This is a genomic window from Dolichospermum sp. UHCC 0259 (genome assembly GCF_009711935.1).
Lineage (GTDB): Bacteria > Cyanobacteriota > Cyanobacteriia > Cyanobacteriales > Nostocaceae > Dolichospermum.
Genome location: NZ_VIKX01000070.1, coordinates 26,716 through 40,881 on the forward strand (window position 1 = coordinate 26,716; position 14,166 = coordinate 40,881).

Consider the following 14,166-nt stretch of genomic DNA (forward strand, 5'->3'; position numbering starts at 1 on the left):
CGAGATAATAAGGTGTATTAAGCTATCAACAAAGCTATGGATAAAAAACTTCAAGCAACACCAAAAAAAGAAATAATTGATCAAGAACAGAGTTTTAAAACACTGTTACAAGGTTTAGGAAAAGCTTCCGAAAGTCGAATTAAATCAGTTTTAGCTGAACGTGAAGTAGTACAACCAGAAGCAGAATTAACTCCTGAAGTTATTACTTCTCTTCAACAACAAATAGGTAACACGACTAGAGTATAAAGCCAAAAATACTCAGCCTCAATAATTAGCGATCGCTATCATGGTAAATTCTTACAGAGGTGCATCATGACAGTTTTATAAAAATATGCAAAACAAAAATAGTCGGTTTCTAGTTGGTAACACCAGAGGCAATAACGTTCTCATGTTTGATGCCTATACAGGCAGTCCTCTGGGGACATTTATCGAAAAGGGTAGACTTGATAACCCTGATACCTTACTCTTTGGACCCGACGGAAATGGTGATGGTAAAAGTGACCTTTACATAGCCAGTGGGACAAAAAAAGGCAGTTCTTCTATATTGAGGTTTGACGGACAAACTGGTGGTTTTATAGATGTATTTGTGGGAGATAATCCCAATACCAACTTAGATGAAAGTGGTGGTTTAATTCGTCCCTATGGTCTTGCTTATGGACCAGATGGTAATTTTTACGTTTCCAGTTTCTTAACTGACCAAATATTACGTTATAATGGCGCAACGGGGGCATTTATTGATGTTTTTGCCCAGGGAAATAGTAAAAAAGATGGCTTAAATGGACCAAACGGGCTACTCTTTATCAATAATAGTCTTTATGTTACCACCCAAGGAAGTGTAGCTACAGTTAATCCTCAAACTGGAGAGGTTAAGGCTGATTTTAGTGCAGGTTTGTCTAGTCAAGTTTTACGTTACGACTCCCTAGCAGCGGGAACAACACCCACAGTTTTTGCTACTCCGAAACCTTCTCCAGATAGTTTTAACTTTGTCAGTTTGCTGGGTTTAGCGGTGGGTGAAGATAGTGATTTGTATGTGAGTGACTTTGCTAACGGTATTCAACGTTATGATGTGGAAACTGGGAATTTAGTTAATACTCTTCCTACAAATTATACAACTAATAAACCACCCAGTAATAATTTTATTGGCGGACTTGCTTTTGCGCCTAATGGTAATTTACTGACTGTGGGTTTTAATGTTAGCACGGCACAGGGGGCTATTCTCAGCTATGAAAGTGAGGGTAGTTCAGTTGTTAACCCATTTCAGGTTTTAGTTCCTACAAACCCGGTTCTAGAACGTCCTGTGGGGATAACTTTTTTCCCTACAGAAAATCAGTTAGTATCTGGAACTTCTGGAAATGATGACTTAGTTGCGGGTAAAGATTTAGAAGCTGTTGTTGACACTGTATATACTGGCGCTGGTGATGACAAGGTTGATCTGGCTATCAAAACCTATGCAAGTGATAACAATGTTTTCTTAGGTAGTGGTAATGATGTGATAGATGTCAGTAAAAGCGATCGCGTTTTTGGTGATTTAGGTAATGACACTTTTTATGCTACTGATGGTAAAGGTGGTAATCGAATGTCCGGTGGTGCTGGTAATGATACCTTTTTCTTGGGTAGTAATGACCGGGCTTTGGGTGGTGATGGTAACGACACCTTCTTTATCCAGACAGGTGGTAATAATTTAATCAGTGGTGGTGCTGGTGCTGATAATTTCCAGATTGTTACTCTCGAACTTCCTAAAACTGCTAATAGGATTTTAGATTTTCAGATTGGTATTGATACTATTAGTATTCTTGGTGCTAAAGAACTTGGTATTTCTGCCACTAATTTAGTATTGAATCAAACGGGTGGCGATACTAATATTATCTTTGGTAACACAACTCTAGCTATTCTCAATGGCGTTACAGGTTTAAATGTTAATGTCATCAATCTTGTGAATTAAAGCAATACAATGGAGGGCGGGGAGACCCCGCCCCTACATTACGCTTTGTAATATTTATTCTTTGCGCCTTTGCGCCTTTGCGTGAGACATATTCATTGTTAGGAAAACCTATTTATTAGGTTGAGGAGTCATCCGCAAATAAGGTTTAATTTCTTCGTAACCTTTAGGAAACTTAGCTTTGAGGACTTCAGGATCTTTCAAAGATGGGACAATTACCACATCTTGACCATCTTTCCAGTCTGCGGGAGTAGCAACACTGTAATTATCGGTTAATTGCAAAGAATCAATGACGCGCAAAATTTCATCAAAATTGCGGCCAGTGCTGGGAGGATAGGTGAAAGAAAGACGGAGTTTTTTGTTGTTGTCAATGACAAACACAGAACGCACGGTGACAGTAGCCGCCGCGTTGGGGTGAATCATATCATAAAGTTCGGAAACTTTACGATCTGGATCTGCCAAAATTGGGTAATTGAGGGTGGTGTTTTGGGTTTCTTCAATATCCCCTACCCAACCTTTATGGGATTCTACATCATCAACGCTGAGAGCGATCGCTTTCACATTACGTTGATCAAATTCTGGTTTGAGTTTGGCAACAGTTCCTAGTTCGGTGGTGCAAACTGGTGTAAAGTCAGCAGGATGAGAAAATAGTACCACCCAGCTATCACCAGCCCAGGTGTAAAAGTCAATTTCCCCATGTGTGGAGGCTTGAGTAAAGTTAGGTACTGTATCGCCAAGACGAAGAGTCATGTAAGATTCCCTGTATTCTAAAAAGACATTTATATTCTACCGCGACAGTATGACACAAAAGACCGATTACCCCATCGGGCTGTCGCGGTTTGCAACAAAATTTTAAGTTTAAGCTAGGTGTTGTTCCACTTTTGCAACTAATTCATTGGTCAAATGGTGGACGAGTTCAGCGTTAGCGGCTTCTACCATGACTCTAATTACGGGTTCTGTTCCCGAAGCCCGGACTAGGATTCTACCATGATCACCCATTGCGACTTCGGCTTTAGCGATCGCTTGTTGGACAGGTTGACAACTTTCCCATCCTAACCGTCTTTCCCGATCTAATACTCGCACATTGCGTAAGATTTGCGGATAGGTTTGAAAACTTTGATCTACCATTTCTCCCAAAGAGAGATTAGCCTCTTTTACCACCGCTGCAATATGTAAAGCTGTTAATAACCCATCTCCAGTCATCGCATAATGACTACACAGGATATGTCCTGACTGTTCTCCTCCTAACATTCCCCCAGTTTTCCGCATTTCCGCTTGCACATATTGATCACCGACAGCGGTACGAATTAATTTACCACCTATTTGTTCCCAAGCCCGTTCAAAGCCTAAATTAGCCATCACGGTAGAAACTATCAGATTATCTGGGAGTTGTTGTTTTTGTTGTAAATGGCGACCCCAAAGGTAAAGAATGTAATCACCATTAACGGATCTGCCCGTATTATCCACAGCTAAAACCCGATCTGCATCGCCATCAAAAGCAAAACCCATATCGGCTTGATGTTCCTTGACAGCGGCTTGGAGAATATCTAAATGTGTAGAACCGCAATTGACATTAATGCGATCGCCATCTGCCTCATTATGTAAACAAATAACCTCCGCACCCATTGACCTAAATACCGCAGGTGCTAAACCCACCGCTGCACCCCAAGCTAAATCTAAAACAATCTTCATGCCTTCGAGAGTCAGTCCAGATGCTAAAGGTGTTTGGATAGACTGGCTATAGGTTTTAATTAACTCTGTCCGTGAATAATGTCTACCGCAGTTATTTATTCTCAAATCAGAGGAGAATTGACCTCGTAATCCTGCCTCAATTTCGCCTTGTAGGGCTTTAGATAACTTACCACCCTCGGCATCAAAGATTTTAATTCCGTTGTCTTCTGGAGGATTGTGGCTGGCGGAAATCATGATTCCCCCAATGGCATCAGTGATGCTGGACAGATAGGCTACACAAGGGGTAGGGCATAATCCTAAATACCACACTTCCAAACCAGCAGCAGTTAACCCGGCGCTCAAAGCCATTGCTAACATATCACTGGAATTTCTGGAATCTTGCCCCAAAATAATTGGACCGGGAACAGTGGCATAATTACGGAGAACAACTCCTGCCCAAAAACCCACTTGTAAAGCTAAAGGCGCATTCAGTAAGTCTCCCACCTTGCCGCGAATGCCATCTGTGCCAAATAAAGCATTAGCTGGCAGTGGTATGGAATTGAACATCCCACTATTTTCCACTTCCGAAATACAGCCTTGAATTCGAGCCATTGATGAAACCATAAATTTAAAAACTCCACACACAATCAATCACACAGGAGAATAGCACTTTCTTCCATTATTCTTGACGCTAATAAAACGCCAAAGGAACTCATTGCTTAATGATTTTTAATATAAATTCTCATCAAATAGTTTTAATCTTACATTCTAATGGGGTTTTTTCACCATTACGGACAAAAAACTCCCACAGTTAATTTTTTTACAGTTGAGAATTTTAATAATATGAACAGCAATTTAGCAAGCAAATTACGTGTAGGTACAAAAAAAGCACACACTATGGCAGAAAACGTGGGTTTTGTCAAGTGTTTTTTAAAAGGAGTTGTGGAGAAAAACTCCTACCGCAAGTTGGTTGCTAACTTTTACTTCATTTACGCGGCTATGGAAGAGGAGTTGGAGAAACATAAGCATCACCCAATTTTAAGCAAAATTTACTTTCCTGAACTGAACCGCAAGCATACCTTAGAGCAAGACCTTCATTACTACTATGGTTACAATTGGCGAGAGCAAATCAAATTATCTGCTGCGGGTGCGGAGTATGTAAACCGGATTCGGGAAATTTCGGCGACTGAACCAGAATTATTAATTGCTCATTCCTATACCCGTTATCTAGGTGATTTATCAGGGGGACAAATCCTCAAAGGTATTGCCCAAACAGCAATGAAGCTGGGTGAAGGTGAAGGAACTGCTTTTTATGAGTTTGCAGATATTACCGATGAAAAGGCATTTAAAGCTAAGTATCGAGCCAATTTAGATGCTATGCCTATTGATGATTCTACAGGCGATCGCATTACCGAAGAAGCAAATGCCGCTTTTGGTGTGAACATGAAAATGTTCCAGGAATTGGAAGGTAATTTGATTAAAGCGATCGGCATCATGGTTTATAATGCCATGACCCGCAAACGGACAAAAGGTAGCACTGAATTGGTAACTGCGGAATAATTATGGAGGAGTCAGGAGTCAGGAGTCAGGAGTCAGGAGTCAGGAGTCAGGAGTCAGGAGGAAGAAAGAAGAAAGAAGAAAGAAGAAAGGAGGAAGAGTAAAACTTACTTGGTGTCTGACTTTGAATTTAGATTCTGTACCTCATTGATCTGCCATTTGCTGTAAGTTGAGAAATATTAACTTTTCTCATAATATCTAGGGGTAACAGCCTTGTGATTGTTTTTGTGTAGATAAAAGCAACCGGAGGGAAGTTACCCCTAAATTTTAAACTATGAACCGTTTGCAGTATATCACTTTCAAAGATTGGAGACTATTCTTATCTCCTCTTCTTTCTTTCTTCCTCCTGACTCCTGACTCCTGACTCCTGACTCCTAGCCCTCACAGATAACTTTTTCAGCAAACCCTAATTATGTTTTTATATTTATCTAAAATCATCCCACTATTTTTTTACCCGTTAGGATTAGCCAGTGTAAGTTTAATAGTAGCTTTGATCACCTTACGAAAACATCCCCGGATTGCGACTATCGCTATTTCCTTATCCTTAGCGTTGTTGCTAGTTTGTAGCAATGCCTGGGTCGCCAAATCCTTAGTCCGCAGCTTAGAATGGCAAAATATCCCCCCCTCAGAAATCCCCAACGCTGAAGCCATTGTCGTCTTAGGAGGTGCAACTAGATCACCAACTTGGCCAAGAGTAATGGCAGATTTAAACGAAGCAGGCGATCGCGTAATTTATGCAGCACAACTCTATTTTCAGAAAAAAGCCCCTATAATTATCCTGAGTGGCGGTCGCATTGATTGGCGCGGTAGTGGTTCTCCAGAATCAGCAGACATGGCAACTATTCTCACATCCATTGGTGTTCCGGCTGAAGCAATTATTCAAGAACCCAATTCCCTCAATACTTATGAGAACGCTGTCAACGTCCGTAAAATTCTCGCAGCTCGTCAAATCAAAAAAGTATTATTAATCACCTCAGCAACACATACACCCCGATCCTTGAAAATTTTTCAACGTCAAGATATTGATGTCATTCCCGCACCCACCGATTTTTTAGTTAGTCAAGGCGAACTTCAAGAACTTACCAACACGCCTAAATCCGCAATTCTCAATTTACTACCTGATACTGATAATTTAGATCAATTCACAAGTGCATTAAAAGAATATATTGGCACTTTTATTTATAGCCTGCGAGGTTGGTTATAGGAGTCAGGAGGTAGGGGCGCAGGGCCTGCGCCCAGTCAGGAGTCAGGAGTATGGCTAAAGCCACGCTGCGCTATCAGAAGAAAGAAGAAAAAGGTATTTGCAAAGATGAATATCCCTGAATATTAATTCAAAAATCAGAATTAATATAGAATTTTCGGCGTTGGAGAATTGAGGTAAGAAAGTCAAAAATTCCATCGCTCAAACTCTTACTCTCTGAGTCTCTGCGTGAAAAACCATCCATCCTTTACGCCCATACCAACATGACACAAGACCACCATCATCATCACGAACATGGACACCATCATCACAGTCACACCCCAGCAACATTTAGTCGGGCTTTTGCCATTGGCACTGTACTGAATATAGGATTTGTCATCGTTGAAGCAATTTATGGCTACTTAGCACATTCCTTGGCTTTGTTTGCTGATGCGGGTCATAACCTGAGTGATGTATTGGGACTGCTTCTGGCGTGGGGTGCAAGTTCTCTGGCCCGTCGTCCTCCCAGCCACCGCTATACCTATGGATTGCGTGCCTCCTCAATTCTAGCAGCTTTAGCCAATGCCGTAGTTTTACTTTTATCTATGGGGGCGATCGCTTGGGAAGCCATTCGTCGTTTTCATGATTCCGCACCAGTATCAGGAGGAACAATTATTGGTGTAGCCCTAGTTGGCATTATCATTAATACTGCTACTGCACTTATGTTTATGTCAGGACGCAAAAGCGACTTAAACATCCGGGGAGCATTTTTACACATGGCTGCTGATGCCCTGGTATCCTTGGGAGTTGTAGTAGCCGGAATTGCCATTTTATTCACCCATTGGCTATGGCTTGACCCATTATTTAGCTTAGTGCTTGTGGGAGTCGTCGTGATTGGGACGTGGCACTTACTCAGAGACTCTGTAAATTTAGCACTTGATGGCGTACCAGCAGGAATTGAACCCCGTGCCGTGAAAAATTATTTAATTGAATGTCCTGGAGTCTCAAAAATCCACGATCTTCATATCTGGGCTATGAGTACAACAGAAACCGCACTCACAGTTCATTTAGTCATGCCAGGAGGTTATCCTGGTGATGCTTTTTTATGGGAAGTTTCCCAGGAACTCGAACACCATTTCAGTATCAAACACTCTACTATTCAGGTAGAAACAGGGGATTCAGCTTATCCCTGCGCCTTAGAACCAGATCACGTAGTTTAAAAAACCCTAATACAGCAGAATTTAGGAGTAAAACTAGCTTTGTGTATAGATTTTTAACACCAAGCTACTTACTTGCAACTGATGTACACATAGTTGCAAAAAAAATATAAATAAATATTGTTTTTTTTGCAAAAAATTTGTTATATTTGTTTACATAAGATAACAAAGCTTAGTAAATCCTAATGGGGGTGCTAAACATGACTAATGCAACAAAAACATCTACTTTACCTGTAGCAACTGATCGTAACGGTTGGCGCTGGGGTTTTACACCCGAAGCGGAAATCTGGAATGGCCGTTTAGCAATGATCGGTTTTTTAGCAGCAGCTTTGATTGAACTATTTTCCGGTCAAGGTTTTCTCCACTTCTGGGGAATTCTGTAATTTTTCCATAACATAATTTTTGATGAATCAAAAGCCTGGTAGTTATCATTAACTACCAGGTTATTTACTTGAAAATATACAGTGTTTATTCATTCTCCATAAAGTTAATGATTTAACTAATTTGGATTTTACAAAGATATAGCTGCGGTTTTTCCCTTGCGAGGTATCTCTACCCCGTTTAGGTAAGTTTTTTTGGAATTACTTATGGTATTAATCTTCTGATTACTGCGTTTATTATCTACACCTGCCGTTTGTTTTTTGGCATTATTGATAATCTCAGCAATATCATTCATATATGTATCTTGATCACCCTGTGATGATTGACAATAACCACCACATAAAGTTTCTGCTTGTCCGGGATTTATCTCTTTCAGTAGCAACCTGATATCAATCTGATTAATGTCGGTATTTATGATTTTATTCATGGTTTTAATGAATCATAAGTATAACTAAACCCCATCCTGGCAAAAATTCTCCTAATTCTCATCTATCTATTGGCCAAATTTTTATTTGCGAATAGACAAACTACTGGATGATTCCGTCCGCATTTTTCTAGTTTCTTCCAATATCTTATCTATATCTTCTTGAGATAGACGTTGAATATAGTTAATTTTAACTTCTTCCAAAAAGTCATTGAGTAAACTTTGAATTTCTACTAAAACTTGTTTTTGCTGCATTTCTGAACTAAATGAAGCTGTGAATTTTTCCATTAGCTGAGTAGAAAGTTTTGCCGCGACCGGATCTTTGATAGTGCTAGATAAAGCAGCATAGATATTATTAGTAATTTGCGTGGCTAGTTGTTCACTAATTTGTGTTTGAGCTTTACCTAATCCTGGTAACATAAGGATGTTACTATATCCTGGTAATTGTTGACAAGCGATCGCTATACTGTGACACAAAATTGCATTTACTTCTGGTTGAATTTTCGGTAACACCTGATTAACCAGAGTTTTAATTAACAATCCAGTAATTGCTTCGACTTCATTGATATTATTAATATCTATATAAGAACGTGCATGATCTGATTCTAGTAGCCAACGGGTAATTTCACCTCGTTTAATTGAACCTTGAACTTGGTTGATTACTTGGACTACGACAATTTCTGTAATTTCTTCTGCAAAATTAGCCAGAATACCTTGATGAATTTGTCGTCTAATTACATAAAAATCAATTAACTTTGCCTGATCAAGCCTAATGGTAACTGGGATGATTCGTAAATATCGCCAAATTGGTATTAGTAATAATATATCATACCAACGCCAAAGAATTGCTTCTAACCAACTTAAATGGCTATATCTACGTTTTATTAAGAACGTACGTCCTAATAATTCTGTGGCAAATAGAACTATAAATGGTAAATCAATTATCCAAAATTCATCAGAAAATTCCCCATTCTCATCAATTTTTCGATAATAGTTTTTGGCAATTCCAGGGCGAATTTTTTGGTTAAAAAAAGCTATTTCCTGATTCCAACCATTTTTAGATAAATATTCCTGACTCCAAAAGGTATTAAATGCAGCTTTAGCAGATTCCTGTCCGATATGTTCTCGCATCCGATTTTTGATTTTTTCCAGAGTTCCACTTTTACCCGCACCTGCAAATGGATTAGTTTCAATCATTTCTTGGCTGAGAAGACGAATGTTTTCTAACTTGGCGTTGACTTGCGGAGAGATTAAGCCTGTTTGAGTTACTTGCTCTTCTAATTCAGCTACTAATTCTAGGTATTTTTTTGTGTCACGATGAGGTTCAATACCTTTAATTGGATCGTATAATTGAGTTATTCCAGGAACTCGACGGAAGTAAAAATCTCGCCAAGGTAAATAACTTAAATCAAAGAAAATTAATACTAAATTGACAGTGGCTGTAATTGCCATGACTCTCTCAAACCATAGGTTTTTGTGTTGGGGAATTTTTAATTTACTCATGATTTGTAGTTATAGTAAATTGTAGGTTTACGAAATACAGTAGCATCAGTTTGAAAACCAGTGTCATGAACGTTAGTATTATTTAATAGCATATACTACCGCAGTGACGCAATTAATACTATCGAAACTTTACTCTCTTTGTACAAACTAACGATAATACGTATGTTTAGCAATTCCGAATATTAGACGGAGGGTGAAAACTAACTTTTGTTATATCCATTAATAATCAATTAGAGTCGAATTAATCAGAATTAATAACTAATTATTAAGCCATAAGTTAAAAAAACTTCAAAATTACCTGCTAGTGTCTTATTATCAAGGATTTAATCCCAAGGAGTTTTTATGATGTGGTGTGATTTAAACAAGTCTAGAGTAACTATAGCTTTAACCTGTATAGTGGCAGCAAGTGCTGTGTCTTCAGATATGACTTTTGCCGCTCGTGGGCGCAACTATAAGCCCGATGAATTCCGATCTGTATTACGTGGATTGGGTTATAACGTTAAGGTTACAAAAGATCCTCTGACTGACGAGGAAACTAAAAAGGCTATCACTCAATTTCAAACAGGCTACAAGTTAACGGTGGATGGGAAAGTAGGTCCCCAAACCCAAGATCAAGCTGCTATCATTGTCCAAATTTTGCAAGCTAATTTGAATGCTGTACTGAAACCAAAAACTCTACTTCCTCGTAATCAATTCTACAGTCCCCAGTTAGAAGAGTTGGTAAAGGAGTACCAGAAAAAACATCAACTCCCAGAAACTGGGATTGCTGATTTAAAACTTCGCCAAAAAATAAATGAAGAAGTTAAAACTATCATTAGTAAACCAGTAACCAAACCTGAACCTAAAGCTACACCAACAGCTACACCAACAGCCACACCAACAGCTACACCTACACCAACAGCCACACCAACACCTACACCAACAGCCACACCAACACCTACACCAACAGCCACACCAACACCTACACCAACAGCCACACCAACACCTACACCAACAGCCACACCAACACCTACACCAACAGCCACACCAACACCTACACCTACACCAACAGCTAAACCAACAGCTAAACCAACGACTAAACCAACGACTAAACCAACGACTAAACCAACGGCTAAACCAACGGCTAAGCCAACAGTCACACCTACAGCCACACCTACAGCAACACCTACAACTGACCCAATGGCTACACCAACAGCTACACCTACACCCGAAAAGTAAAGTCAAGAATTAGAAATCGGTAGAAAATCAGGACTTATGCAAGTGTCACACTAAAAATTTGTTATCGGGTGTATCAGATGGCATAAATCCTGCAAATAAACAGATTGTTAATATCTGACGTGGTTGGTGAGTTTGCCGAACCACACCCTACTAACGTGCCAGTTGTGTAAATCTTGGAAAATGACAGGCGGAATATAGAACTAATATTTGATTTTTGAAATGTAAGGTGTGTTAGCGGTAGCGTAACGCATCCTACAAATACTGAGATTTTTTCAAAATTCAAATACTATTGCTATAGCCTGTCAGATGTTTACTCAAGATCAAATAAAATTCAGGTTTTCAATTTTAAAGCTTCTGTTGCTGATATTCCTTCACCTTGAGTACCGAAATACCATAAAGCTGAACTGGCTTCAGCACGAGTTACAGGTTTTTTGGGTTGAAATAAGGTTGTATAACCAAAAACTCGGCGAATATTCGATTGTTCGGCGTTTTGAAAGTCCGCTAAAACTGCTCTTAATGCTTTTGGTTCAATGTTACCTGCATCTTGAAAACCCCAAGTTTGTTTAACGGCTTCTAAATTAGCAGCAGGTAAGGCTTGACGGGTATCTAAAGGAACTTTCCATAGGATTAATTGTTCTCGTGTTAAAGGTGCGTCAGGACGAAATAAAACCGCTGTGGCATCTCCAGATAAAGCACTGGGAATTAAACCTGCTTCTGCTAATCCTTGAATGACGGGAAAATCAGGATCTTTGGTTAAAATATCCCTAAAAGCTGGTTGAGTGCTGGTGGCTGCTAACCGAATTTGTTTAGCGGGATTGTTCGCATACATGGCATTATTAGCTGCAACTAACCAGCGAGCATATTCTCGACGGGTGATAATTTTATCAGGGAGAAATTCGTTTGTTTTGGGTTCGATGGATAAAACACCTAATGTAGCTAAGTCTTGAATGTGCGCTCGCCATTCTGGTGGTGCTTTTTGAATATCAGTAAATTCTTGAGTTGCTAAGGTTTCCGTTTGGTTGGTTGGTTCGCTCGTTGGTTGGGTGACTACGTTAAGATTATTAATATTAGGTAATACTGGACCAATAAATTCTGGATTAGCTGAAGGGGTAACTGGGTTAGTAGCTGTAACTTGAGAATTAGATGAATATTCAATTATTAATTTAGTGGCTGTTTGGGGTTGATTGAGTTCAGCTTGAGTCACAGTTTGTGGCACAATTGTGACATTGATGAGTAAATCATTGAGTTTGGCAGAAAAATATCCCTCTGCATCATCTTGAGGCTGTTGCACAATTTGCCAGTTTTTAGCCTGAAATTGCTGGCGGTAAAAGCTGGTGATTATATTACTAGGATCTGCACTTTGCCAACGAATTGATATTTTATTTTCGGAATTAACTGGTTTGACTTCCTCTAGTTTGGCGTTGGGGTAAATGGGTATATCTGCGGGAAAATCAGCCGGTAATTTAATTGTTGATGTGTTGGGGTTTGGTATTGTTTGCTGACTCTGAGGTTTGCCAAAAGGAACAGGATTATTTTGCAACTGAGGGTCAGCCGCTAATGATTGTTCTAGATTTTTAGCGGTTGGACTGTTGGCACAGGCTGTTAAGGATAGTAAAACAGCAACACTCAGGAAGATAGCAGGATAGTTACGGGAAAACACAAAGAAATCACAAATTGATTTTCACCTCCTACACTAGCATTTTTGGGGCTGGGTGACTGGGGAATTAAAACAAGTTAATTTTATACTATGGAATAGGGAATAGGAAGTAATTACCTATTCTCTATTGTAAGCCTAAACTTTAGATAACTAACAACTTAAGTGATTTAGTCAATTGTAATTTGTTGTGGTCCATTGGTTTTGCTGTTTTGTACTTCTGTACTCAGGTTACTAGAGCTATTGCAACAACCTTTTTTATTTAACCAGCTTTTAACAGGATCTTCAGTCAGGTTGAGTCGGAGGACACCGGAGACGAACCCACCTAAAAATGAAACTGGATGTTGGGCTAGTTCTTGAAATAGGGGCGACAATTCAGTAATAAACATTAGACTCTCCAGGTATTGGTTTTAAAAATTATTAATTCTTGATTAATCTTAACAGATGCCGGCTAAGAAGCAACTAACAACTGATTGGATAATATTTGGCTGTATGATATTTATCATTGGTTGAACTATCTACTGATATCATTAACCTTGATTTCCTGTCAGTTTTGAACTAAAATACGGTATTTAAATTAATAATTAAATTATGGCAAGCAATTGGGAAAACTTTCTCAAAAATTTAGGAGAATGGCGTGGTTCATTTACTAAAATCTCTGCCAATGGTGAGATATTAGATTCTACTCCTAGTATTTTAAATTTGGATGCTGATGATAATAATCAAGCTGTAATTTTTAGATTACGTCGTTTTGATTCTCATGATTATGATAGTCCTCCTCTTCAGGATTATCAACAGGAATACCGTTATTTAGGAAAAGGGAATATATTTTTTGCTACGGGAGCTTTTTCTAAAGGAACATTGCAATTAGCACCTTTTTCGGAATTTGGAACGGAATACGGTTTTGTTGATGATGATCGGCGATCGCGCTTGGTACAATTATATGATCAACAAGGCAACTTTATTAATTTAACTCTGATTCGGGAATTTCGCAGTTTTACAGATGCTTATGAACGTCCGCAACTGACGGTAGAACAGTTAATTGGGAATTGGCAAGGTCAAGCTCATACAGTTTACTCAGATATGAGACCATCGGAAACTTATGCTACTTATTTAGAAATTCAAAAAATAGGTGATGGATATTTAGAGCAAAAGTTATCTTTTCAATCTCAAATTATTACGGCTAAAGCCAGAATAGAAGGTAATAAAATCATCTCGGAGACGGAAGGAATTCCTCGACAGATTTTGTTGTTACCTGACGGAACTTCTAGTAATGTGCCTTTGCAATTGAAATTGAGAAAACCTTTTTTTGTGGAAGCGGGTTGGTTGGTTAGAGAGAATGAACGCCAAAGGTTGATTCGTAGTTATAGCGATAAGGGGGAATGGATTAATTCGACTCATGTGATTGAATATAAAATTTAG

Annotated in this window: 14 protein-coding genes; 8 read left to right on the forward strand and 6 right to left on the reverse strand. The window is 39.1% G+C overall.

Annotation, left to right across the window (positions count from 1 at the left end):
- The first annotated feature begins 36 nt into the window (after positions 1 to 36).
- Both FJR05_RS05525 and FJR05_RS05530 read left to right on the forward strand, forming a co-directional pair.
- On the forward strand, positions 37 to 246 hold the full coding sequence (locus FJR05_RS05525; protein WP_168643178.1) for a hypothetical protein: 210 nt from the start codon (positions 37 to 39) through the stop codon (positions 244 to 246).
- An 85-nt stretch (positions 247 to 331) separates the two neighbouring features.
- A complete protein-coding gene (locus tag FJR05_RS05530) occupies positions 332 to 1,942 on the forward strand; it encodes a hypothetical protein (RefSeq protein WP_168643199.1) in 1,611 nt (536 codons plus the stop codon).
- Between the two features lie 108 nt (positions 1,943 to 2,050).
- Here the strand turns inward: FJR05_RS05530 and FJR05_RS05535 are convergent, their stop codons facing one another.
- A complete protein-coding gene (locus tag FJR05_RS05535) occupies positions 2,051 to 2,689 on the reverse strand; it encodes a peroxiredoxin (RefSeq protein WP_168643200.1) in 639 nt (212 codons plus the stop codon).
- A gap of 108 nt (positions 2,690 to 2,797) precedes the next feature.
- Positions 2,798 to 4,234, reverse strand: a complete 1,437-nt coding sequence (gene glmM, locus FJR05_RS05540) for a phosphoglucosamine mutase (RefSeq protein ID WP_168643201.1) — start codon at positions 4,232 to 4,234, stop codon at positions 2,798 to 2,800.
- A gap of 219 nt (positions 4,235 to 4,453) precedes the next feature.
- Here glmM and FJR05_RS05545 point away from each other — a divergent pair, with 219 nt between their 5' ends.
- The 4 genes from FJR05_RS05545 (at position 4,454) to FJR05_RS05560 (ending at position 7,947) form a co-directional block, all read left to right on the forward strand.
- On the forward strand, positions 4,454 to 5,170 hold the full coding sequence (locus tag FJR05_RS05545; RefSeq protein WP_168643202.1) for a heme oxygenase (biliverdin-producing): 717 nt from the start codon (positions 4,454 to 4,456) through the stop codon (positions 5,168 to 5,170).
- Positions 5,171 to 5,579: 409 nt separating this feature from the next.
- Positions 5,580 to 6,371: a YdcF family protein gene (locus FJR05_RS05550; RefSeq protein WP_168643203.1), complete on the forward strand. Its 792-nt coding sequence runs from the start codon at positions 5,580 to 5,582 to the stop codon at positions 6,369 to 6,371.
- Positions 6,372 to 6,631: 260 nt separating this feature from the next.
- Positions 6,632 to 7,567, forward strand: coding sequence for a cation diffusion facilitator family transporter (locus FJR05_RS05555; protein ID WP_168643204.1), 936 nt, complete (start codon positions 6,632 to 6,634; stop codon positions 7,565 to 7,567).
- 197 nt (positions 7,568 to 7,764) lie between these two features.
- On the forward strand, positions 7,765 to 7,947 hold the full coding sequence (locus FJR05_RS05560) for a chlorophyll a/b-binding protein (protein WP_168643205.1): 183 nt from the start codon (positions 7,765 to 7,767) through the stop codon (positions 7,945 to 7,947).
- Between the two features lie 128 nt (positions 7,948 to 8,075).
- On the opposite strand, the gene FJR05_RS05565 is transcribed toward FJR05_RS05560, so the two are convergent.
- Both FJR05_RS05565 and FJR05_RS05570 read right to left on the reverse strand, forming a co-directional pair.
- On the reverse strand, positions 8,076 to 8,372 hold the full coding sequence (locus FJR05_RS05565) for a hypothetical protein (RefSeq protein WP_168643206.1): 297 nt from the start codon (positions 8,370 to 8,372) through the stop codon (positions 8,076 to 8,078).
- A gap of 81 nt (positions 8,373 to 8,453) precedes the next feature.
- Positions 8,454 to 9,872 carry a hypothetical protein gene (locus tag FJR05_RS05570; RefSeq protein ID WP_168643207.1) on the reverse strand — a complete coding sequence of 473 codons (1,419 nt, stop codon included), beginning with the start codon at positions 9,870 to 9,872 and terminating at the stop codon, positions 8,454 to 8,456.
- A gap of 342 nt (positions 9,873 to 10,214) precedes the next feature.
- Here FJR05_RS05570 and FJR05_RS05575 point away from each other — a divergent pair, with 342 nt between their 5' ends.
- Complete coding sequence (locus FJR05_RS05575; RefSeq protein ID WP_371416809.1) at positions 10,215 to 11,090, forward strand: peptidoglycan-binding protein; 876 nt, start codon at positions 10,215 to 10,217, stop codon at positions 11,088 to 11,090.
- 331 nt (positions 11,091 to 11,421) lie between these two features.
- Here FJR05_RS05575 and FJR05_RS05580 read toward each other — a convergent pair whose 3' ends face one another.
- Both FJR05_RS05580 and FJR05_RS05585 read right to left on the reverse strand, forming a co-directional pair.
- Positions 11,422 to 12,750 (reverse strand): S-layer homology domain-containing protein, encoded by a 1,329-nt coding sequence (locus FJR05_RS05580; RefSeq protein WP_168643208.1) that lies wholly within the window; start codon positions 12,748 to 12,750, stop codon positions 11,422 to 11,424.
- Positions 12,751 to 12,914: 164 nt separating this feature from the next.
- Positions 12,915 to 13,133 carry a hypothetical protein gene (locus FJR05_RS05585; protein WP_168643209.1) on the reverse strand — a complete coding sequence of 73 codons (219 nt, stop codon included), beginning with the start codon at positions 13,131 to 13,133 and terminating at the stop codon, positions 12,915 to 12,917.
- A 202-nt stretch (positions 13,134 to 13,335) separates the two neighbouring features.
- Between FJR05_RS05585 and FJR05_RS05590 the strand changes: the two genes are divergently transcribed.
- On the forward strand, positions 13,336 to 14,166 hold the full coding sequence (locus FJR05_RS05590; RefSeq protein WP_168643210.1) for a DUF3598 family protein: 831 nt from the start codon (positions 13,336 to 13,338) through the stop codon (positions 14,164 to 14,166).